Origin of the sequence: Zophobihabitans entericus, assembly GCF_011745665.1 — a bacterium.
GTDB lineage: Bacteria > Pseudomonadota > Gammaproteobacteria > Enterobacterales > Orbaceae > Zophobihabitans > Zophobihabitans entericus.
Genome location: NZ_CP050253.1, coordinates 2,610,273 through 2,634,037, shown reverse-complemented (window position 1 = coordinate 2,634,037; position 23,765 = coordinate 2,610,273). Strand labels below are relative to the sequence as shown.

Below are 23,765 nucleotides of genomic sequence, written 5' to 3'. Positions count from 1 at the left end.
AACGGCTCCTTAATACCATGTTACACACAAAATAATCCAATAATTATAGCTTAAATCTTGGATAAGATCCTCTCTAATTGTAAAGAAATCGAAATTACTCACAGAAAACTCTTTAATCACTTAATTATATTCAGTTTTATCAACAGATAAATTTATGAAAGTGTATAAAGTAAAAAATTATAGGTAATAGAAATAGTAGAAAATACTGTATGGATAAGGTTTAATCGGCTGTGGATAAATTATAATTATAGACAATAAAAAACCCGATATAGTATCGGGTTTTTATACTTGAAAAGTGATTTAACTAAATATTAGTTAGTTACTTCAACTTCTTCTACGTTTTTAGCATTGATTTCAATTTCAACGCGACGATCTGGTGCTAAACATGCTTTTAAGTCTGCGCCAGTTAAGCTGTTACATTTATCACCAGTAATTGGGCTAGATTTACCAGCACCTTTAGCAGTGATTAAGTCAGATGGGATACCTTTAGCTACTAGGTAATCCATAACTGTTTTAGCACGTTGTTCAGAAAGTTTTTGGTTATAAGCCGCTGAACCGATACGGTCAGTATGGCCGATAACAACTACAGCACCTTCAGATGGGTTAATTTTTGTTAATGCAGAAACTAAACCATTTAATGCTTCTTCACCTTCTGCTTTTAATGTAGATTGGTTGTAACCAAATAGAACATCTTCATTTAACACATAACGGTTTTCTTTATAATCGATAGAAGTTGTCTTCGCTGGTGCACCACCGCCGAAGTTATAGCTAATACCGAGTGATAGTAAAGAGTTGTCTGGACGTAAGTCACCTTTGTTATCAATGTTATTGATCCATTGGTAGTCTAAACGTGCAGCGAAGTCTTCACTTAATTTATACTCAAAACCAGCAGCGATTAACGGAGCAACGTCAGAGTCGCTATCTGTTAATGTTGGGCTCTTATATTTAGTCATGGCAATGAAACCACCTAAACGAGTATAAATATCTAAATCTTCACTAATGAATGATAGTGGGTAGCTTAATTTAGCTGCTAATTGAATACCTTGAACACGTAACTGAGATTTGTCACCTGTTGTTTTATCACGGTAGTCAGCGTGACCTAACCAGTCATAGCCTAATTCGATAGCTGCATAATCCGTTGCTTGATAGCCAAGGAATACACCACCACCTACACGGTCTTTAGAGATATGCATGTTATCGCTTGCACCGTTGTAGAAAGTTGCATCATGGTAACTAGACCAACCAGCTTTACCACCGATATACCAGGTGTTTTCTGGTTGTGCTGCGTATGCCGCTGTTGTTAAGCTTGCAATTGCCACTGCTAAAGCTAGAGTTGTCTTTTTCATTTTAACGCCTCAAATGTTTGTTTTGTAAAATTCCATTTAAATATATCTTGTCAAAAACAATTATACTTATGGCTTGGTGATTGTATCATAAAATACTGGTATTTCTACAGAAATAAAAGGTTTTTATACATAAAAATAATTTATTTAGGTGTTTTTTGCTACTTTCTCAATCACCGATAATAGATTATTTAATGTACTGCTTAGTGCTTGACTCATAAGAAGAAAGTCTGCTTCTAAGCGTTTTTCACGCTCATCTTTGCCGATATCTTCATTTTGATCGAGCAGAGTTGTTTCATATTTTATACGTTTAATCGTAATATCATGATGTAACATGAAGTTGAGTTTTTCTTCTTCATACAGTTTTAATTTTGTAATCTGTTTACCAGCTTCGATGTGGGACAGAATCTCTTCAGAAGTAACTTCCTGATTTTTACAACGAATAATACCATTACCTTCCAGTGGATCTTTAAGCTCTGCTTCATCACCTAAGATAAATGGTGGATGGATTTGTTGTTTTTGCACCCAGGTAGTCATGATTTGTTCAAGCGGTGTATCATAATGAAGCGGTGTAAGTGCCAGCGTGCCAAGACCTTTGCGTAGTAACGCTAATAGATCTTCTGCCTGTTTGTGACTGCCAGAATCTGCGATGACACGTTTATTTTTGGTATCGATCCAGAGCCAGTAATAATTATATTTACTAAAAGCGCGTGGCAGTAAATCGATCATCACTTCATCTTTTAATGAGTCTTTTTCGATTTTTTTAAGTTTACGACTTTGGGCATTTTCCAGCTTTTCTACTTTGGCCTGTAGCGCTTGCTTAACGACTGACGATGGCAGGAGCTTTGTCTCTTTTTTGGCTTTAAGCAGCATGTGTCCCTGAATTTCAAACAGATTGACATCCTGACTATCACCAAATGGAGATACCCAGCCAAACTTAGTGCTGTCCTGGCTACCACAAGGAATAAAAGGGTGTGATTGAAGTGCTTTCTCAACATTTTCTTTTGTCAGATGATCATCTTTATTAAGCTGATACACAATTGCATTTTTAAACCAAAGCATAAGTATTCCTGTTTAAATCGTTCTTATCTAAATTTTAGGGAAAGATTTTAGCATAAAATTAATGGGGGATTAACAGGCTTATTTTGAATATTACCAATAATCAAAACCTGCCATGGTGTTTATTCTTTATATTGATAAGGATCGCCAAGTGCTGCGCCCTGACTGCCTTTTCCCCGTAGATTTTTATCCACGGCATTCATCGACTCCCAGTGATTTTCACACCAGTCAGGAGCGAGTAGCGTAGGTTTACGGGCGTTGGCAGAAACTCTGTGATAGAGAATATCTTTTGGTGTAGCACGAATCAGATCACCGGCAATATCGACGTACTCATCCAGAGTGAGTACTGGCAGACGACCTGCCCGCCAGGCTTTCGCCATAATACTTCCTTCAACAATATGCAGAGGGTGGAGCTTGATACCATCGACACCTGTTTCCAGTACTTTTTCCAGTGTATAAAAGTTATCTGCACGAGTCTCTTTTGGCAGACCGATAATGATATGGCTACAAACTTTGATGCCAAGCTGACGTGCTTTTTGTACCGTCTGATGATAATCCTGATAAGTGTGACCGCGATTGATCTGTTTTAAGGTTTTATCATTAGCTGTTTGTAGTCCAAGTTCCAGCCACACTTCATAACCTTGTTGCTGATAAGTTGCAAGCAGTTGCAGTGCCTCATCCGGCACACAATCTGGTCGGGTACCGACTGATAAGCCGATGATATCAGTACTTCTTAACGCCTCTTCATACATCGCTTTCAGGATTTCAACTTCAGCATAAGTGCTGGTATAGGCCTGAAAGTAAGCCAGATAGCGTTTTGATTTTTTCATCTGTCTGGCTTGTTGCTCAAGCTGTTCAGAGATAGATTTGACCTGTAAAGACTCATCAGCAAAAGAAGAGACATTGCAAAATGTACATCCGCCACGGCCAAGCGTACCATCCCGATTAGGGCAGCTAAAGCCACCGTGCAGGGTTAGCTTATAAATCTTTTCACCATATCGGTGCTGTAAATCAGCACCAAAGGTGTTTACTACCAGATGTAATTGCATATTTCTTATCTAAAAAGCCTAATAAAATCAATGGGTTATGTTAAATCTAGATCTTTGATTTTATTACGGTTATTTCTTGTGTAAGCCTTTCTCTAAACTACGATGGCGGGTTTGTACCTGTTTACCACGACTTCTGAAGAACTCTGCCAGTTGTTCAACGATATATACAGAACGATGTTGCCCGCCGGTACAGCCAATAGCAATGGTTAAGTAGCTGCGATTGTTACGCTCAAGCATTGGCAGCCATTGTAATAAGTAGTTGTTGGTCTGATAAATAAAGTTGTTTACTTCCCAGTGTCTGGATAGAAAATCGATCACACCTTGGTCAAGTCCGGTCAGTGGGCGTAAATCCGGATCCCAGTGCGGATTTGGCAGAAAACGTACATCAAATACAAAATCAGATTCGGTAGGAATACCATATTTAAAACCAAAAGATTCAAAGACGATGGTTAGTTCACGCTCTTTTTTACCCAGCACGCGTTGGCGTAACAGATCAGATAATTCGTGTACTGAAAGATTAGCTGTATTAATCACCAGATCAGCATGTGAACGAATTGGCTCAAGATATTGATCTTCCAGATCAATGGCCTCTTCTAAAGAGTGATTTTGACTGGAAAGCGGATGCTGACGACGGGTTTCACTATAACGGCGTATTAACGTATTACGATCGCTATCTAAAAAGACAACCTGCGGAGTGATAGATTTTGGTAGTTGTTGCAGTGTTTCTTCAAACTGTTCCGGATGAGCCGGTAAGTTACGAATATCCACACTCACCGCAACTGGTGTATTGTTATCTTTCAGGGTTTTTGCCAGTTCCGGTAGCAGGACGATTGGAATATTATCTACACAATAAAAGCCCATATCCTCTAAAGCTCGCAAGGCAATAGATTTACCTGAACCTGAGCGACCGCTCACTATCATTAATATCATGCTACCACTCCAGTTTATTATACTTTGTGAGTATTATTGTATTTATAGCTGTTTACGCTGGTTTGATGGTGGAATAGAGAGAGATTCCCGATATTTTGCCACAGTACGCCTTGCCACGATCAAACCTTGTTCTTCTAACAGACTTGCTATCTTACTATCACTTAATGGTTTTTGGCTATCTTCTGCTGCGATCATTTTTTTAATAAATGCACGAATCGCTGTTGATGAGGCTTCTCCGCCGCTTTGTGTGTTCACGTGGCTGGAGAAAAAGTATTTTAGCTCAAAGATACCGCGTGGGCATTGCAGGTATTTTTGAGTGGTAATGCGGGAAATCGTCGATTCATGCATATCAATTGCATCAGCCACGTCGGATAAAACCATCGGTTTCATATGTTCATCACCAAATTCAAAAAAGGCTTGCTGGTGCTCGACGATAAAGTGGCTAACGCGCAACAAGGTGTCCTGACGATTTTCAACACTTTTTATCAGCCAGTTGGCTTCCTGCAAATGAGCACGAATAAACTGCCCATCAGTCTCGTTGGCGAGCTTTTCCAGCGCAGCATATTGCTGATTGATGCGTAAGTTTGGCAGGTTGTCATTACTGAGCAGAACATGCCAGCGTCCGCGAATCTTTTTAACTAAAATATCCGGAATAATATAGTCCGGTGTCTGGGTGGAAATGGATTCACCTGGATAAGGATTGAGCTGCTGAATCAGAGCTACTGCTTCTTTAAGAGCTTCTTCCCGAATAGACAGGATTTTTTTCAGGGTCCTGAAATCACGCTGACCAAGCAGCACTAGATGATGATCGACAATTTGTTTCGCTTCTGCCAGATGAGAGGTTTCTGAGGGCAACTGATTCAACTGAATTGACAGGCACTCTTGTAAATCACGGGCACCAACGCCGATTGGATCAAAATGCTGGATACGCTTAAGGACAGCCTCAACTTCATCCTGCTCGATTTGATCATTGCCCTGAGCGTCTAAAATTTCTTTCAGAGAAACGGTCAGATAACCTCTTTCATCAATGGCTTCAATAATTGATGTGGCGATGACGCGATCTTGTTCGGTAAAAGGAGTGAGATCCAGCTGCCAGTTCAAATAATCTTGTAGTGTCTGGATGGTTTCACCCTGATAAACTGGCAGTTCGTCACTACGGTAGTCAGAGTGTGTACCAGAAGGAGTACCTGCGGTATAAATATCATCGAGCGAAGCATCAAGCGGGATATCATCAGGAATATTTTTTTGTTCCATCATGTCACGGGTATCGATCTGCTCATCGGCGATCTCTTCCGAAACGGTGACTTCATCAAAATGGTCGGCAACTTCAAGCAGTGGATTGTTCTCCAGCGCCAGCTCCAACTCTTGTTTTAGTTCCAGAGTGGAGAGTTGTAACAGACGAATAGCTTGCTGCAACTGGGGGGTCATTGCCAGTTGTTGTGAGAGTTTGAGTTGCAAGCCTTGTTTTATCATAATGATAAACGTTTATAGTCTAAATTCTTCGCCAAGATACACGCGTTTTACGTGGTCGTCATTTAGAATACTATTTGGCGAGCCTTCGGCGATGAGGTGGCCTTTACTTACAATGTATGCACGTTCACATACATCCAGTGTTTCACGTACGTTATGGTCAGTGATTAAGACACCCAGACCGCGATCACGCAGATGAGTGATGATATTTTTAATATCAATAACTGAGATTGGATCAACACCTGCAAAGGGTTCATCCAGCAGAATGAATTTTGGGTTAGCTGCCAGAGCGCGGGCGATCTCAACCCGGCGGCGTTCACCTCCAGACAGAGATTGGCCTAAATTGTCACGAATATGAGTAATATGGAACTCTTCAAGCAGCTCCTCGGCACGTTCTTTTTTCTCATCAGAATTGAGATCAGGGCGAATTTCAAGCACTGCCATAATGTTGTCATAAACGGATAAACGTCTGAAAATAGACGCTTCTTGTGGTAAATAGCCAATACCTAAACGGGCACGTTCGTGCAGTGGTAAAACGCCAATATCAGTATCATCAATCGAGATTTGACCTGCTTCTAATGTAACAATACCGACGACCATATAAAATGTCGTGGTTTTGCCGGCACCATTTGGGCCCAATAATCCGACAATCTCGCCAGAGTTGACGGTCAAACTTACGTTTTCCACCACCCGACGGCCTTTATAAACTTTTGCCAAATTAAGTGCTTGTAATGTTGCCATACGATTTATCTGTCTCTAATTTAATTGATTTGGAACAATAGTGGTTTTCACTCGATTATTTGAGTTACCTTCCGCGATAATTTGTTGCTCATTCACTTTATAAATAATTTTATTACTGCTGATCTGGTTATCTTGTTGAGTCAGCTCCGCTTTGCCAGTTAAAGTCACGGTTGCTGTTCTCACGTCATAATCAAGTTGTTGTGAATGACCATTAATACTGCGATTACCTTCTAAACTTTGCTGAAAACGCACCGGTTTACCAAAAGCAGTAATTTTTTGATCAGTCTGACTTTGCGTATTGCTGATAACGACCTTATCAGCAGTCACTTTTAAACCTTCCTGCAAAATAACAACATTGCCGGTAAAGGTAATGGTATTATTTTGAATACTAAATTCCTGATGATCGGCATCAATAGTGATTGGCTGATTGCGTACCGTCGGTGTTACGGCATTGGTATTACTCATCGCCAGACCTGGTAACATTAGGAGGAGTGCAGCACTTAATCCTATTTTTAGTTGCTTAATTGATTTCTTCATAAATTTAATTTTACTCTTCCGTCGTCAGTTGGCCGCCATAATAGGTCTTTACATTTTCCAGTAAATTAGCGGTTTTCTCTCTCAAATTACCGCGTAATTTATCGCCCGTGGAATAAAATCCGGGACCTTGTATTTTCACTTCGTCTTCCGATGTGATGATCTGCGTGATCAGATTCACTTTGGCATTATCCATCGAAATACGTTCAAGCTGTGCATTTGGTGTTAAATTATTAAATTCAACCTGTTCATATAAATACAAAATGCGATTTTTAGTCAGTATAGCGGTATTTGATTTTGCATTCCACGATGCTGACTTTTCTTTGTCATATAGCGTCACATTTGGATTTTCAAAATGTGTCTCTCCGGTATTTTCAAAATATTGCACTTTCGTTGCCACAATTTTATATAATAAATCACCAGAAGGATCATAAACGACAGTCAACATATCATTGCTTTGATAAGTTGGAGCTTCAGAGGCAGAAAGCGACGGATCATAATCAACTGCGTCAGGACCTGTTTGATAATAATAGATACTGATTGCGAGTACGATTAGTATGATATAGATCCACGATTTTTTATTCATGCTTAATGTCTGTGCCTGTCGTTCATTTTCTGGTTTGGTATTCTACGCTAAATTTACAATAATATTAACTAGACTTTTTAGCCATACTAATACGTTACTGCAAATCGTGAAAAAACAGTGTCTTTGGTATAATCGGTCACGTGATATCTTTCAATATGTGCAGAACGAGGACCTCCGTCATCAAGCCATTGTAATAACTCTTTTATCTGTTCTTCTGACCCCTGAGTAACAATTTCTACCTGCCCGGTGGATAAGTTTTTCACATATCCGGTAAGTTTAATTTTGGTGGCTTTCTGATACGTCGAGAAACGAAAACCAACACCCTGTACTTGCCCGGTCACTACGATCTGAATGGTTTTAATTGTCATAGGAAATCTCATCTTACGTATTGATTAATTATGCTTTATTAAAAGAGAAACAAAAAATTAATTTCTTCTTAATAATTCAGTTATACAATTGTTTGATTAAGGTTTAGTATAAGAACTAACCCAATGATAATAAATGAATTAAGTAAAATTTACGTATAATTTAACAGACGATTATCGATAAATAATTCATTTTTTGGACAATTTAGTCCATCATTAAGATAAAATGATTATCATTATCAAAAATAAAGATAGAATCATATAATATAAACAAAATAATTGAGTATGGATGTTTCCACTGGAGTAGGTTAACACATGAAGTTAAAAAAATATTTAAAAATAAAGTACCTGATTATTGCTGCAATTATTGCCGTAGTAGGTTTCTTCATCGTATCCATTATTTTTCCTGCACCGGTTGCACCAAATTATATTACAACGAAAGTATTCCGCGGTAATATTGAACAAACTGTGTTAGCTGATGGTACTATTAGTGCCTATAAACAAGTTAGTGTGGGTGCGCAGGTTTCGGGTCAGATTAAAAAACTCTATGTTGTATTGGGCCAGTCAGTGACTAAAGATCAGTTAATTGCTGAGATCGATGATTTAACTCAACAAAATAACTTAAAACAGGCAGAAGCCTCTTTAACAAGTCTTGAAGCACAACGTACATCTAAAGAAGCAACACTCAGAAATTATCAATTAACTTATGACCGTCAATTAAAACTGGTTAATCGTGGTGCCGGCGCGCAGTCTGATTTAGATGAAGCACAAGCACAACTCGATGCCATTCGGGCTGATATTAAAGCGTTAGATGCTAATATTATTAGCGCTCAGATTGCTGTTGATACAGCTCAGTTAAATTTAGGTTATACCAAGATTGTGTCACCAATGGATGGTGTGATTGTAGCAATTCCGGTTGAAGAAGGCCAAACGGTGAACTCCGTACAAAGTGCACCAACCATTGTTAAAGTGGCACAGCTTGATAAAATGACAGTGGAAGCACAAATTTCAGAAGCTGATGTTATCAACGTGAAAGAGGGGATGCCGGTTTACTTCACCATTTTAGGTCGTCTGAACCAGCGTTATGATGGACTTAGTCTGCGTGCTATTGAACCAGCTCCAGACTCAATTAATACTGAAACGTCAACGTCTTCCAGCTCATCATCTACAACCACGGCTATCTACTATAATGGCTTATTTGATGTGGATAACCCGGAACAAACGCTACGTATTTCTATGACTGCACAAGTATATATTGTTTTAGCATCAGCTAAAGATGTGATTCTGGTTCCATCTATGGCAATACAAGGCAGTAATGGTCTGGATGAAGGTATTGTTTACGTGGTCGACAGTTCAGGTAATGCGGTAGAACGTACAGTCAAATTAGGCATTAATAACAATATTAATGTGGAGATCTTATCTGGTCTGAACGAAGGCGAAACTGTGATAATTAGTAGTATGGCCGCGACAGTGAATAAAAGTGGTTCAGCAATGCCACGCTTGAGAATGTAACGCTATGTCAGAGCCATTAATTAAACTGGAAAATATCACCCGCGAGTTTCCTGCCGGTGAGACGACAATTCAGGTATTAAAACAGATCAATCTGACAATTAATGCTGGAGAGATGGTTGCGATTGTTGGTGCGTCCGGTTCCGGTAAATCAACGCTGATGAATATTTTGGGTTGTTTGGATAAACCAACGAATGGGGTATATACCATCGGTGGGCGGGTGACTAATAAGCTGGAGCCTGATGAGCTGGCAGAACTACGCCGCGAACATTTTGGTTTTATCTTTCAGCGTTATCATTTGCTGAGTGCTTTAACTGCTGAAGGTAATGTAGAGATTCCGGCAATTTATGCTGGCACCGATAAACAAAAGCGTAGAGAACGAGCACAGGCACTGCTGACTCGTTTAGGTCTGGCTGATAAAATTCATAATAAACCCACTCAGCTTTCTGGTGGTCAGCAACAGCGTGTCAGTATTGCACGTGCTCTGATGAATGGTGGACAAATTATATTAGCCGATGAACCAACCGGCGCCCTTGATCGTCAAAGCGGTAAAGAAGTGATGCAGATTTTACGTGATTTGCATAAGCAAGGTCATACTGTCATTATCGTTACCCACGATCCACAAATTGCTCAGAACGCAGAACGAATCATTGAAATCAGTGATGGCAATATTATTGCTGATTCCCGTAATGAAAATATTGATATTGATCCGAATCGTCAGATTCAGGAAATTCACGTCACCAAAACCAATGATAATTTTGCCTCTAAACGCGATCGCTTTTTTGATGCGTTTAAAATGGCTATTCTCTCCATGACTACCCAGCGTCTGCGTACGTTTTTAACCATGCTTGGGATTATCATTGGGATCGCGTCGGTAGTTTCGGTAGTGGCGCTTGGTGAGGGCTCCAGACGCCAGATTCTGGCTGAAATCAGCTCCATGGGTACCAGTACTCTTGAGATTTTTAGAGGTTCGGGTTTTGGTGATCGTAATGCTAACCGGATAACTACATTACGCTCGTCTGATGCCGATGCCTTAGCACAGCAAAGCTATATTCACAGTGCATCACCAAATGTTTCAACTAGTGCTTATTTCCGGGTCGGGAATCAGGCGGTTAGTGGAACGGTGAATGGTGCCGGCGAACAGTTCTTTGCGGTGCGTGGTTATACGATTACTCAGGGTAAAGCGTTTGATCTGGAAAGTGTGGCAACATCAGCACAAGATGCAGTCATTGATGTCAATACCGTCAAGCAACTGTTTAAAAATCAGGATCCTATCGGTCAGATTATGCATTTGGGATCACTACCTGTTCGTATTATTGGTGTGGCAGATCGCCAGCAACAAGGTTTTGGTAGTAATGAAAATCTAAATGTCTGGTTGCCTTATACGACGGTGATTAATCGTATGGTTGGGCAAACGCCACTGCGTAGTATTACGGTACGTGTGAAAGATGATGTTGATATGAATATTGCTGAGCAGGCGATTGAACGCCTGATGATTCAGCGTCATGGTTCGAAAGACTTCTTCATCTTTAACTCTGATAGTATTCGTCAAACTATTGAATCAACAACAGCGACTATGACTCTGCTGGTCTCTATGATTGCGCTTATCTCACTAATTGTTGGTGGGATTGGGGTGATGAATATTATGCTAGTATCTGTGACCGAACGAACTAAAGAGATCGGTGTGCGCATGGCCGTTGGTGCTCGTTCCAGTGATATTTTGCAGCAGTTCCTGAGTGAAGCGGTGCTAGTCTGTTTAATTGGTGGTACGCTAGGAATTACGCTTTCCCTCTTGATTGGTGTAATCTTTAGTTATTTTGTAACCAGTTTCTCGATGATTTTCTCAATCGCCGCGATTGTTGCTGCTTTTACCTGTTCAAGTGCAATTGGTTTAATTTTCGGGTTCTTCCCGGCACGGAGAGCTGCTAAACTCGATCCAATTCATGCTTTGGAAAGGGAATGATTTATTTAATTAAATCAATTGGTTATTTTATTTTAATTCAAAAGAAAGAAATTATTTCTAATTCTTAATCAGCTCTACAGATGCAATGATTGACGGAGAGCGTATCCTACAGGTCTTAGCTAGCCCTCGAGCAGGCGCCTGTGGGGTGCGCTAGGCCGTCAAACTCACTGAACTTAATCACTACACCAGAAATATACTGCGCCAGAGCGGCGCATACCGCTCCACCACCAATGCTAATAACATAAAAAAAGCCGCCCTAAGGCAGCTCTTTTTAACTAAAATATATTAACTACGGTGCTCTTCCTGATCTTCTTTCCAGCACTCGGTCTCAAATCCAAAGTCTTTAGATACAAACTTGCCACCTTTGGTTTTTCTATAATGTGCTAAAGCTTTATACACCAGCGGAGCGCCGATCAGCAGTAACGGAATATTCAGGTAAACCATAATGATATTCATTAAATCAGAAATATACCAAAGGTTACCAAGCTCAAGCCCAGCCAGAATGGTTAGTGCGCCAAAAGGAACAAAGACCAGCGATCCCATAGTACGAATGAATAAGATAAATCCATGTTTCTTAGAGATAAAATTAGAAGAAATCTCAGCAAATGAGATCATTCCAAGTAATGTTGTAAAGGCAAACAGACCATAACAAGCACACATAATAATTTTTACAATACCGGCGATAGAACCTGGAATCAGAGTCTGAACAGAGGTTAAATATAAGGTAATTTTAGAAGCTCTGATCGATTCCCACTCAGGGCCTGCTGTATAACCAGTCCAGACATGTGCCATAACCACAATAAATCCGGTCAAAGTACAAATGACCATCGTATCAAAAAACACGCCAAAACTTTGCACTAAGCCTTGTTCACAAGGATGTTTATTTTCTGCTACTGCTGCTGCCATTGTAATTGTACCCTGACCAGCTTCATTGGACATTAATCCTCGCTTTACACCCTGTGCCAGAGCCGTACCAATAGCACCACCAAAAATAGCATGAGGTAAAAACGCACCCACCACCACTTCTTTAAAGAAATAAGGAATTAATGGGAAGTTAATCAAAATAATAATAAATGACATACCGCAGAATAAAATAGCTTTCATTGGTACCAGCACATCAGAATATGCAACTACCCGGCGGATGCCACCAAAGATAATAAAAGCACAGGCAATAACAAGGCAGACTGCAATCGAATAATATAAGGTTGATTGGCGCTCAACAGGCTCACCAATCACGGTTTCTGCAATGGTACCAATTGCGGAGAACACATTAAAGGTTTGCGCTGGAATATTAAATAGCGCATAGAAGATAAATACACATGACAAAAACAGGCCAACAAAACGTTTGTTACCAAGCAGACGACGACCATAAAATGGCAACCCGCCAACATATTCAGTCCCTTTCTTCTCTTTAAATAGCTGAGCCAGAACTGATTCCATAAATGCTGAAGACATACCAAAGAACGCAGCAACCCACATCCAAAATAGTGAGCCCGGACCACCAATAGAAATGGCACCGGTAATTCCGACGATATTACCTGGACCGGCACGCATTGCCAGTCCAAGCATAAAAGAACCTGCAGCAGTAATACCACGTTTAGACTTTTGTTTACTGAGCATAATTTTAATCGCAGGACCAAAACTTTGTCCCTGAATAAAACGTGTCTTAATGGTGAAATAGATCCCAACACCAATTAAAAGAATAACTGGAAAGGAGAATTGCCCGATAACAGGAATTGCCGCATACCAATCCAGATTAGTTGGGAAGTCCCAGATAGCATCAGTAATTGGACCGATAAAAGCAAAGAATTCGTTAACTAGTTGTAGTATCTCGTTCAAAATTAAACCTATGAGTTCTAAATATAAAATTAGCAACGCATGACTTCCAGTTCAATCTAACGAGGGTAAGCAGAGAGAAAGAAAGCAATAGCGCAACATTGTTCACAATGGACAATGACAGTCTTATACTTATTTAGTACAAGCCCAATATAACAAATTTGGTCGTTTGTTATATTTCGGCAAATTCACCTTTTGTTAAGTCTCATCGCTACCACGCTAAACTTAACGACTCATTGAATCTGCTCCTCTATTGTTACAAATGTTGAAGATTAAAGGTATTTAACTAAAAATACAATAATATTTTATGTAATTATTCATTTTCATGATAAAAATATATCCATAATTTTCATGTGTATATAAAATAGACTTTTCCACTCACTTTTATTGCATATCTGTCAAAATCGTGTATATTTATTTACGATAAATGTAAATAATATTTTACGGATAATAAATTATGTCTATAGATGTGGCTATTGCACCAACCCGAACATTAAATAATCAGGATTATAAAACCCTTTCACTATCTGCCTTAGGTGGCGCTTTAGAGTTCTATGATTTTATTATTTTCGTTTTCTTCTCTATTACAATTGGTAAATTGTTTTTCCCACCTGATATGCCGGGCTGGCTTGCACAGGTGCAAACCTTTGGTATTTTTGCGGCAGGCTATCTGATTCGTCCGTTTGGTGGCATTGTAATGGCCCATTTTGGCGACCTCTTTGGCCGCAAACGAATGTTTACACTTAGTATTCTGTTGATGGCGGTGCCTACACTGCTGATCGGCTGTTTACCGACTTACGCTTCAATTGGTATTTTTGCACCCCTATTACTTCTGCTTATGCGTTTATGTCAGGGGCTGGCTGTAGGTGGTGAAGTACCAGGAGCCTGGACATTTGTTGCAGAACATGTTCCTAAAAACCGCGTCGGTTTTGCCTGTGGTATTTTAACGGCTGGACTTAGTCTGGGGATTTTACTTGGTTCACTAATTTCCACGTTTTTAAATGCGACAGTTCAGCCGGATGATATGTTGGCATGGGGCTGGAGAATTCCATTTATTTTAGGTGGGGTGTTTGGTTTGTTATCCATGTATTTACGTCGTTGGTTAAAAGAGACACCAATCTTTGCTGAGATGCAAAAACGTAAACAGTCAGAAACAAATACTCGTTTACCTGTTGTAACAGTAATTTCAACCTATTTGCCACAAACTATTATTTCGATGTTACTGACATGGGTTTTGTCAGCAGGAATTATGGTCGCAATTTTGATGGCGCCAATTTATTTACAACGTCAGGTTAATGTTCCAGCCGTTGTGGCGCTACAAGCTAACACGATTGCAATTATCGGACTCATTTTAGGCTGTATTGTTAACGGAACACTGGCAGATAAATTTGGTGTGGCACGTGTCATGATAGCAAGTTGCCTGTTTGGTGCTGTTTCTATTATGGTTTTCTATCTGTCTTTAGAAAATCATCTGGATCTGCTATTTTTAACTTATGGTATTGCTGGATATGGTGTTGGGGCTGTGGGTGCGTTTGCTTTCTTTATGGTACGCGCTTACCCGGCACAAGTCCGTTATAGCGGGGTTTCCTTCTCGTTTAATATGGCGTATGCGATTGCAGGTGGTTTAACACCATTATTAATCTCTCTGTTAACTGATTTTGTTAGTCACTTAGCTCCAGCGTATTATGTATCAGCGCTGTTTGTACTCGGTGCAGTAGTTGGCCTGCATTTATATCTGGTTAAAGATAAATATACAGCGAATGATATTTAAAAAATTGGTGTTGGAGCGGCACATGCCGCTCAACCCCCATCTAACAAAATTCCACCAAACAGTAGTTTTACTCTATAATACCTCTCAACATTGACTCATTAATTCAAGGACAGGGTATGACAGAACTCTTTAAAATTGGCTTAGTCTCTATCTCTGATCGGGCATCTGCTGGTGTATATGAAGACAAAGGTTTACCGGAACTTGAAGCGTGGCTCTCAACAGCTTTGAAAACACCGTTTACACTTGAGAAACGCCTGATCGCTGATGAACAATCAGTTATTGAGGCGACTTTATGTGAACTGGTTGATACACATCACTGTCATTTAGTTTTGACTACAGGGGGTACAGGCCCTGCACTGCGTGATGTTACACCAGACGCTACTATGGCAATTGCCGATCGCATAATGCCCGGCTTTGGTGAACAAATGAGACAGATTAGTTTGCACTTTGTACCAACGGCTATTCTCTCTCGTCAGGTCGGTGTAATTCGTAAATCATCACTGATTCTCAATTTACCCGGACAGCCAAAATCTATCAAAGAAACGCTGGAAGGTGTTAAAGATGAAAGCGGGAAAGTTTTGGTTTCCGGAATTTTTGCCAGTGTACCTTATTGTATTCAGTTACTTGAAGGCCCTTATATCGAAACCTATGACGAAGTGGTAAAAGCCTTCAGACCTAAGGCAGCGGTCAGAAAATAACTTTTACTTTTAATTTTTTTGTAGAAATAAGCAAAACTAATTATCTCGCTTATTTAATTAACGATATATTAACGAAAGTTCCCGTTTTTCAATAATTAAAGTTAATTAAATACAGTGAAGTTATCCCCATGGAAATGTCAGCAGCACAATCACAAACACAAGTAGTAAAAACCCGCCCGTTAAATATGCAAGATTACAAAACTTTATCTTTAGCCGCATTAGGTGGAGCATTAGAGTTTTATGATTTTATTATCTATGTTTTCTTCTCATTAACGATCGGCCACTTATTTTTCCCTCATAATATGCCGGATTGGCTAACTCAGGTGCAAACGTTTGGTATTTTTGCTGCTGGTTATCTGGCTCGCCCATTTGGCGGCATTATTATGGCGCACTTTGGCGATTTGTTCGGTCGTAAACGCATGTTTACCTTTAGTATTCTGATGATGTCGGTACCAACTTTGTTAATTGGTTGTTTACCAACTTATGATTCTATTGGTATTGCTGCTCCTTTATTATTACTTCTGATGCGAGTTTGTCAGGGAGCTGCTGTTGGTGGTGAAATTCCGGGGGCATGGACCTTTGTGGCAGAACACGTACCAACTAAACGTGTTGGTTTTGCCTGTGGTACTTTAACAGCCGGTCTGGTTGTGGGTATTCTAATTGGCTCTATTGTTTCCACCCTTATTCATAAATATGTGAGTGATGAAAATATGCTAATCTGGGGCTGGCGTTTGCCGTTCCTGCTTGGTGGTGTATTTGGTATTTGTTCAATGTATTTACGTCGCTGGTTAAAGGAGACACCGATCTTTGCTGAGATGCAACAACGTAAGAACTTAGATAAAAATGTTCCTGTGGTGACGGTGTTAAAAGAGCATAAACATTCAGTCGTGATCTCAATGTTACTTACTTGGGTTTTGTCAGCCGGGATTATGGTGGTTATTTTACTGGCCCCAACTTATCTGCAAAAAGTATTTTCAGTTGATCCGGTGGTTGCTTTACAGGCAAATAGTCTAGCAATTATTGGTGTGGCACTTGGATGTATGCTATTTGGTACCTTAGCGGACAAGTTTGGTTTTGCTAAAGTATTAATTGTTGGTTGTGCGTATTGTATCGTCGCTGTTGGTGTATTTTATTTCTCTTTATTTAATCATATGGATTACCTGTTTATTACCTATCCTCTGGCTGGTTTTGGTGTGGGTGTGATCGGGTGTTTTGCATTCTTTATGGTAAGAGGTTTTCCACCGACAGTTCGTTTCTCTGGTTTATCGTTCTCATTTAATATGGCGTATGCAATTGCCGGTGGTTTAACACCACTTATGATGTCACTGTTAACTTCACTGGTGAGTGTGAAAGCACATCCTTATTATGTGATGATTCTGTTTGGTCTTGGGGTTTTAATTGGGATCTATCTGTTGGATGAGAAAAAACAGAATATTTCTGGTGAATTAAAGTAAATTGTTTTAGTTATGATGTGAAAAAGCCCCTGTAATGGGGTTTTTTTATTAGTGGGGGGTTGTTGAGCGGCGTGCGCCGCTCTGGCACAGTCTGTTTTTGGTGTGGTGATTAAGTTCAGTGGGTTTGACTGCCTAGCGCACCCTATAGGCGCTCGTTCGACAGATTCGCTAAGATCTATAGGGTACGCTCTCCGTCAATCGTTGTCTCTGTGAATCTGGGTTTATCTTGGCTTGGTTTGTTGAGCGGCGAGGGCCGCTCTGGCGCAGTCTGTTTTTGGTGGCGGGGACTAAGTTCAGTGGGTTTGACGGCCTAGCCCACCCCATAGGCGCCCGTTCGAGGGCTCGCTAAGACCTATGAGGTATGCTCTCCGTCAAATCATTGCATCTTTGGATCTAATAAGGAATTAATATTATAACATATTGATTTATTTGTATATTTTTAAATGAAAACTTTAAGTGAAAGGATCTTTTCTTGTACTAGTGTGATTAAGTACAAGAAAAGTTTTGCAAATGAATTAGTTAAAATTAACCGATTCTGATTTGGATAAGTGGATGGTTGTCTCTGCTAGTTTGGTTTCTGCGATGACTTTTCCGTGGCGGATTGAGTATCTTACAGGTGTTTGGCGGCGTACGGCATCAAAACCGTTTTCAGCCGCCAGTATTACCAAGTTTGCCGGGTTACCTTCCTCTATTCCGTATTTTTGCAGATGTAGGGTTTTAGCACTGTTGTAAGTAATGAGATCCAGTCCCTGATTGATTTGCTGATAACCCATTAACTGACAGACATGTAGCCCCATATGCAGAACTTGTAACATGTTCGCTGTGCCAAGCGGGTACCATGGGTCAAAGACGTCATCGTGGCCGAAGCAGACATTGATACCGGCTTCCAGCATCTCTTTTACGCGCGTTACACCACGGCGTTTTGGATAAGTATCAAAGCGACCTTGCAAATGAATATTGACTAAAGGGTTAGCCACGAAGTTGATCTCTGACATTTTCAGTAAGCGGAAAAGACGTGAGGTATAAGCGCCATTATAGGAGTGCATCGCTGTCGTGTGGCTGGCTGTAACTTTTTTGCCAATACTTTCTTTGTGAGCCAGTGCCGCAACAGTTTCAACAAAGCGGGATTGTTCATCATCGATTTCATCACAGTGAACATCGATCAGGCGGTCATACTTTTTAGCTAAAGCGAATATTTTATGTAATGATTCCACACCATATTCACGAGTGAATTCAAAGTGTGGAATTGCACCAATAACATCAGCACCAAGTTTAACCGCTTCTTCGAGTAAAGCTTCACCATTAGGATAGGAGAGAATACCCTCTTGCGGGAAGGCTACAATTTGCAGATCAACCCATGGGGCGATCTCTTGTTTTACTTCTAGCATCGCTTTTAGGGCGATGAGAGTTGGGTCTGATACATCAATATGCGTTCTAACGTGCTGGATACCATTGGCAATTTGCCATTTTAAGGTTTTAACAGCACGCTCTTTTACGTCGGCATGAGTTAGTTGTGCTTTTCTTTCTGCCCAGCGTTCGATACCTTCAAAGAGAGTTCCAGATTGATTCCAGGCAGGCTGCCCTGCAGTTTGTGTGGTATCTAGATGAATATGCGGTTCAACAAAAGGAGGAATAACCAATCCTCCTTGTGCATCAAGACCAGAAACGATTGAATCTGATTGCGGTTGAATACTGATAAACAGACCGTTTTTAATGGTTATTTGCCATAAGCCTTCACGATTAGTTAAACGTGCATGATGAATAATCAGTGTATTATCCGACATTTTTTACCTCTGATATTGGATAGATAGCTTTTTTAGCAACTACGTTCAGTATTATATAACTAATTGCACTTCCCAGGACAGAGTTGACTGGTACAATGCCCGGTAAAAATTTAGCACACAGTACACCAATAATCACAGCGGCAATGGCAAACCAGTTAACTTGCTGACGACTACCATTAGCCAGATGCTGATAGCTTTTCTTATGGAGTAAATAGTCCGCAATTAACACGCCACCAATTGGTGGAATGGCGGTTGAGAGGAAGGTTAACCAACCCACGAAGTTATTATATAGCCAGACTGCGCAGAGGGTTCCCAGTAAGCCGTTAACGATTGACATGGTTTTACTTGATAGCCCTGTGATATTTGCCATGCCAAGTCCTGAGGCATACAGGGCATTATCATTCGTGGTCCAGATATTTAAGCCAAGAACTAAAATTGCCGGAATGAGTAGCCCCTGAGCAATCATCACATCAGAAATATCTGACATTCCGACTGCAGCAGCTCCTGCGGCTCCAAAGATAAACATCAGTGAGTTACCAAATAAGAAGGCAAAGATAGTAATCAGGAATACGTGTTTAGCGCGTTTGCCAAAACGTACAAAGTCTGCTGTTAAAGTGCCGGCACTAATAAAGGATCCGACGACAATAGTTAACGAAGTTGAAAAGGAAATCGGGTTGGTTGGGGTAATACCTGTCAATTCACTAAGTCCGCCAATGTCACTGACGGCAATCCAGACAGAGTAGCAACCAAGGATGGCAATTGCCGGCACAGCGATAATTGAGAGATAAAGTAGTGCTTTAATTCCTTCTATCGCAACCGTTAATGTCATTAAGATACCGAAGATGGCTATTAAAACATAGGGATTGATACCGGTTGCTTTACTGACCGGGAAAGCAAACATAGCCAGACCAACACCAAACCAGCCGACTTGTGTACTACTGAGCAAGAAAGAGGGTAACCAGGAGCCTTTTAAACCGAATGAGAAACGAGCGAGCAGATGTGTTGAGAATCCTGTTTTTGCACCAATATATCCAAGAGTAGCGCTGTAGATACCGAGTAGAAGATTACCAATAAATAGGGCAAAAAAAAACTGGCTAAAAGTTAGACCAGTTCCGAGTGTCCCGCCTGCCCACATACTGGCAGAGAAGAAAGTGAGGCTGAGCATGATAAATGTTAATGAGAGAAGATTCTTTTTAGCTGACTGAGGAACTGCTTCTTGACTGTAGTTATTATCGTTTGACATACAATACCTTTAATTTTCTAAGAGACTTTACTTAAGGTCGGCAACGAGTGCGAGGCTATTATAGGTACTTTTAATTGAGTGTCTACAGAAAAAATCTTAATATAATTTAATTAGTTGAATTATAAATAGTATTATTTTTTAGACAAAAGTGATGTTTTTTTAGACGAAAATAGTGAATGCAGAAATCCTTCTTCTGAGCATTTGCGAAACAGGAAAAATTTGTTATAGTCGTCTGTTATCCGCCGTCAATTATTATTGACTCGTAAAGTTAATATATTCGTTAAGTCTTTTAGGGGTTTTTATGAGCGAAATGGAAGCTCGTCCAACAAATTTTATCCGTCAAATCATTGATGCGGATCTCGCTGCGAAGAAATATAAAACGACGCATACCAGATTTCCGCCAGAACCAAATGGCTATCTGCATATTGGCCATGCTAAATCTATTTGTCTCAATTTTGGGATTGCGATGGATTATCATGGTAAATGTAATCTGCGTTTTGATGACACGAATCCAGCCAAAGAAGATATGGAGTACGTAGAATCTATTAAGCGTGATGTGCAGTGGCTAGGTTTCCAGTGGGATGGTGAAGTTCGTTACTCTTCTGATTATTTTGAGCAGCTTTATCAATATGCAATCGAACTAATCAATAAAGGTTTAGCTTATGTTGATGAATTATCAGCTGAGGAGATCCGTGAATATCGCGGTACTTTAACTCAGCCGGGTAAAAATAGCCCATATCGTGATCGTTCAATTACAGAAAATTTATCACTGTTTAAGAAAATGCGTGATGGCGAATTTGCTGAAGGTGCTGCATGTCTGCGTGCTAAAATTGATATGGCATCACCATTTATTGTTATGCGTGATCCGGTTTTATATCGTATTAAATTTGCTGAACATCATCAAACAGGTGATGAGTGGTGTATTTATCCGATGTATGATTTTACTCATTGTATTTCTGATGCGATCGAAAATATCACTCACTCACTGTGTACTTTAGAGTTTCAGGATAACCGCCGTTTATATGACTGGGTTCTGGATAATATTTCTATCGGTGCACGTCCGCATCAATATGAGTTTTCTCGTCTTAACCTTGAGTATGCGATTACCTCTAAACGTAAACTTAATTTACTTGTGACTGAGAAGATTGTTGATGGCTGGGATGATCCGCGTATGCCAACCATTTCAGGTTTACGTCGTCGTGGTTATACACCTTCATCTATTCGTGATTTCTGTTACCGTATTGGTGTAACAAAACAAGAAAATACCGTAGAGATGAGTGCGCTTGAATTTTGTATTCGTGAAGATTTAAACGAAAATGCACCGCGTGCGATGGCTGTTCTTGATCCGGTTAAAGTGATTATTGAAAATATGGCTTCTGGTGTGGATGAAGTGCTTTCTATGCAAAATCATCCAAATCGTCCGGAGCTGGGTGAACGTCAGGCGCCATTTAGTAATGAAATCTATATCGATCGTGCAGACTTTAAAGAAGAAGCTAATAAAAATTATAAACGTTTAGTACTTGGTAAAGAAGTGCGTCTGCGTAACGCTTATGTGATTAAAGCTGAACGTGTTGAGAAAGATAGTGATGGTAATATCACAACAATTTACTGTACTTATGATCCAACCACGCTGAATAAAAATCCGGAAGATGGCCGTAAGATTAAAGGCGTTATTCACTGGGTATCAGCCAAACATGCACTACCAGCTGAAATCCGTGTGTATGATCGTCTGTTTAATACACCAAATCCGGGTTCTGAAGATGACTTCTTATCAACCATTAATCCTGATTCTTTGATCGTAAAACAAGGTTTTGTTGAGCCGAGTTTGCGTCAGGCTAAAGTTGGTGTAGCTTACCAATTTGAGCGTGAAGGATATTTCTGTTTAGACAGTAAAGATGGTTCAGAAGATAATTTAGTCTTTAACCGTACTGTTGGTTTACGTGATAGCTGGAGTGAATAAGACGGAGCTTCTCTCTGTATTATTTAACTTGTATCAATAAAAAAGGGGCTTATGCCCCTTTTTGTTTAGTCTTGATTACTCATTATTCTTTTGTTCTTTTTTCAGTTCTTTAGCCAGTTTGAAGGCGATAAAGACAAGTAGTAATGCTCCAGCGATTAAACCCGCCCAAATAACCCAGCGCGGAATGCCTGAACTCTCTGGCTGGTCAGGTAATAAGGCTTTTTCTCCACCTAAAGTAATATTTTCACCTAAGAAGGCATAAGGAATGTCACGGATATCCTGAGTAGCTGGTAATAATGAGTTAATCTGTAATGCCACACTTTCCTGATTATGTCTTCCCCACGCTAAGATAAATGGGCCATTGTTAGCACTATTAAACACAATACGCATTTGTGGACGAGTACCACTTACTGTTGGTGGATTGTTCCACGCGCTATTAATTGCACGTAACTGAATGTATTTAACCAGTGGTGGGACATTTCTGGCAAAAGTAATAGTGTTATTGTTTGTTGCACTCATGCTGCTAAGTACGCGGTCTTCAAGCTTTATCCACTCTTCTCTGTCATCCGAGGTTTTGTAAAAAATAGCCGTTGGCTGAACAGTGTTGTATGCGCTTAAAGAGATGGATAAATCATAGAGTGGCTGTGCTGATGGTAAAGCATATGTGGCCTGAGCACTATCTGATGACTCTAAAGTAAAATCAAAAGAGATAAGTTCGTTATAACTTCTCTCCGGAGCCTGGAGTGCACTCACGCCAGATAATTTAGGTAGAGGATTATCTGAATAGATGGTCAGTAACCAGTTTTTATTTTTAGTTGAGTAGCTGAAATCAACGACTTCTCGCTTCAGAGTAGTATTATTTTCGCTATGTAGCTCCATTATCGTGTCTTGACTAACCAGTGAGTACCAGTTTTTTAGGTCACTGGCTGTAGATAAGGAGATGTTGGCTTGCCAGTTACGATTTTCTTCTTCCCACTGGAATTTTACTCCATTAAATGGTTGAGAATATTTCATATCCGCAGGAGCCTGCAGTAGATAAGTTTCGGTGTAGCGTCTTTTACCAGTATAAGCCTGATTATCAATATATACATTTACATCTTTGCCATTGACTGAAACAGAGTATTTATTAGATTCAGTAGTGGAATTTTGACTCTCATTATTTTGTAGTCGGTAAATTGTCATCGGTACATCAGGCAGACGTTCTTGTGGTTTTTGGGTATAAGTCACAGCAAAAGGTACTAGCTGACCACTGCGGTTAAAGACACGCAAATCAGTAAGTTGAGGAGAGGCCGTTTGTAAATAGACATCTTTAGAAAGCTCTAGTTGACTAAAAGCACTGGTATTATCAGTTAAGACAATTTTAGCACCATAAGCGTAATCATTTGGTGTCATGACTGATGGCTCTGCCATTGCGAAAGAACTTACGAATAATAAGCCAGCCAATGTCGTTATATTTAGTGATTTAGACAT

General features: G+C 40.1%; 19 protein-coding genes and 1 riboswitch. Of the genes, 6 read left to right on the top strand and 13 right to left on the bottom strand.

Features of this window, described 5'->3' with window-relative positions; all coding sequences use genetic code 11:
* Positions 1-311 precede the first annotated feature (311 nt).
* The 9 genes from ompA to yccX all read right to left on the bottom strand — a co-directional run bounded on the left by ompA (position 312) and on the right by yccX (position 8,080).
* On the bottom strand, positions 312-1,346 hold the full coding sequence (ompA, locus tag IPMB12_RS11910) for a porin OmpA (RefSeq protein ID WP_166917626.1): 1,035 nt from the start codon (positions 1,344-1,346) through the stop codon (positions 312-314).
* 144 nt (positions 1,347-1,490) lie between these two features.
* Positions 1,491-2,405 (bottom strand): recombination-associated protein RdgC, encoded by a 915-nt coding sequence (gene rdgC / locus IPMB12_RS11905; RefSeq protein ID WP_166917625.1) that lies wholly within the window; start codon positions 2,403-2,405, stop codon positions 1,491-1,493.
* Positions 2,406-2,524: 119 nt separating this feature from the next.
* Positions 2,525-3,451 carry a TIGR01212 family radical SAM protein gene (locus IPMB12_RS11900; RefSeq protein ID WP_166917624.1) on the bottom strand — a complete coding sequence of 309 codons (927 nt, stop codon included), beginning with the start codon at positions 3,449-3,451 and terminating at the stop codon, positions 2,525-2,527.
* A gap of 69 nt (positions 3,452-3,520) precedes the next feature.
* Positions 3,521-4,381: an RNase adapter RapZ gene (gene rapZ / locus IPMB12_RS11895; RefSeq protein WP_166917623.1), complete on the bottom strand. Its 861-nt coding sequence runs from the start codon at positions 4,379-4,381 to the stop codon at positions 3,521-3,523.
* Between the two features lie 42 nt (positions 4,382-4,423).
* The gene (locus IPMB12_RS11890) at positions 4,424-5,851 is read right to left on the bottom strand and encodes an RNA polymerase factor sigma-54 (protein WP_166917802.1); all 1,428 of its coding nucleotides are present in this window, start codon (positions 5,849-5,851) and stop codon (positions 4,424-4,426) included.
* Between the two features lie 15 nt (positions 5,852-5,866).
* Complete coding sequence (lptB, locus tag IPMB12_RS11885) at positions 5,867-6,592, bottom strand: LPS export ABC transporter ATP-binding protein (protein ID WP_166917622.1); 726 nt, start codon at positions 6,590-6,592, stop codon at positions 5,867-5,869.
* A gap of 15 nt (positions 6,593-6,607) precedes the next feature.
* Positions 6,608-7,129 carry a lipopolysaccharide transport periplasmic protein LptA gene (lptA, locus tag IPMB12_RS11880; RefSeq protein WP_166917621.1) on the bottom strand — a complete coding sequence of 174 codons (522 nt, stop codon included), beginning with the start codon at positions 7,127-7,129 and terminating at the stop codon, positions 6,608-6,610.
* A 10-nt stretch (positions 7,130-7,139) separates the two neighbouring features.
* Positions 7,140-7,712: an LPS export ABC transporter periplasmic protein LptC gene (gene lptC / locus IPMB12_RS11875; RefSeq protein ID WP_166917620.1), complete on the bottom strand. Its 573-nt coding sequence runs from the start codon at positions 7,710-7,712 to the stop codon at positions 7,140-7,142.
* Positions 7,713-7,798: 86 nt separating this feature from the next.
* Positions 7,799-8,080, bottom strand: coding sequence for an acylphosphatase (yccX, locus tag IPMB12_RS11870; protein WP_166917619.1), 282 nt, complete (start codon positions 8,078-8,080; stop codon positions 7,799-7,801).
* Positions 8,081-8,392: 312 nt separating this feature from the next.
* Here yccX and IPMB12_RS11865 point away from each other — a divergent pair, with 312 nt between their 5' ends.
* Both IPMB12_RS11865 and IPMB12_RS11860 read left to right on the top strand, forming a co-directional pair.
* Positions 8,393-9,589: an efflux RND transporter periplasmic adaptor subunit gene (locus tag IPMB12_RS11865; protein WP_166917618.1), complete on the top strand. Its 1,197-nt coding sequence runs from the start codon at positions 8,393-8,395 to the stop codon at positions 9,587-9,589.
* Between the two features lie 4 nt (positions 9,590-9,593).
* A complete protein-coding gene (locus IPMB12_RS11860; RefSeq protein ID WP_166917617.1) occupies positions 9,594-11,549 on the top strand; it encodes a MacB family efflux pump subunit in 1,956 nt (651 codons plus the stop codon).
* Between the two features lie 285 nt (positions 11,550-11,834).
* Here the strand turns inward: IPMB12_RS11860 and IPMB12_RS11855 are convergent, their stop codons facing one another.
* Positions 11,835-13,388, bottom strand: a complete 1,554-nt coding sequence (locus tag IPMB12_RS11855) for an alanine/glycine:cation symporter family protein (protein ID WP_166917616.1) — start codon at positions 13,386-13,388, stop codon at positions 11,835-11,837.
* Between the two features lie 80 nt (positions 13,389-13,468).
* Positions 13,469-13,646: riboswitch (Lysine riboswitch) on the bottom strand.
* A 196-nt stretch (positions 13,647-13,842) separates the two neighbouring features.
* Here IPMB12_RS11855 and IPMB12_RS11850 point away from each other — a divergent pair.
* The 3 genes from IPMB12_RS11850 (at position 13,843) to IPMB12_RS11840 (ending at position 17,308) form a co-directional block, all read left to right on the top strand.
* Entirely contained in the window at positions 13,843-15,156 is a 1,314-nt protein-coding gene (locus IPMB12_RS11850; protein ID WP_166917615.1) for an MFS transporter, read from the top strand.
* Positions 15,157-15,272: 116 nt separating this feature from the next.
* Complete coding sequence (mog, locus tag IPMB12_RS11845; protein ID WP_166917614.1) at positions 15,273-15,854, top strand: molybdopterin adenylyltransferase; 582 nt, start codon at positions 15,273-15,275, stop codon at positions 15,852-15,854.
* Positions 15,855-15,976: 122 nt separating this feature from the next.
* Positions 15,977-17,308, top strand: coding sequence for an MFS transporter (locus IPMB12_RS11840; protein WP_407704089.1), 1,332 nt, complete (start codon positions 15,977-15,979; stop codon positions 17,306-17,308).
* 515 nt (positions 17,309-17,823) lie between these two features.
* Here IPMB12_RS11840 and IPMB12_RS11835 read toward each other — a convergent pair.
* Together IPMB12_RS11835 and codB are read right to left on the bottom strand one after the other, a co-directional pair.
* Positions 17,824-19,092 (bottom strand): cytosine deaminase, encoded by a 1,269-nt coding sequence (locus tag IPMB12_RS11835; protein WP_166917613.1) that lies wholly within the window; start codon positions 19,090-19,092, stop codon positions 17,824-17,826.
* On the bottom strand, positions 19,082-20,335 hold the full coding sequence (gene codB, locus IPMB12_RS11830; protein ID WP_166917612.1) for a cytosine permease: 1,254 nt from the start codon (positions 20,333-20,335) through the stop codon (positions 19,082-19,084). The genes IPMB12_RS11835 and codB overlap by 11 nt, the downstream gene beginning before the upstream one ends.
* A 301-nt stretch (positions 20,336-20,636) precedes the next feature.
* On the opposite strand from codB, the gene glnS reads away from it, so the two are divergent.
* A complete protein-coding gene (gene glnS / locus IPMB12_RS11825) occupies positions 20,637-22,295 on the top strand; it encodes a glutamine--tRNA ligase (protein WP_166917611.1) in 1,659 nt (552 codons plus the stop codon).
* 75 nt (positions 22,296-22,370) lie between these two features.
* Here glnS and IPMB12_RS11820 read toward each other — a convergent pair whose 3' ends face one another.
* A complete protein-coding gene (locus tag IPMB12_RS11820; protein WP_166917610.1) occupies positions 22,371-23,765 on the bottom strand; it encodes a DUF3999 family protein in 1,395 nt (464 codons plus the stop codon).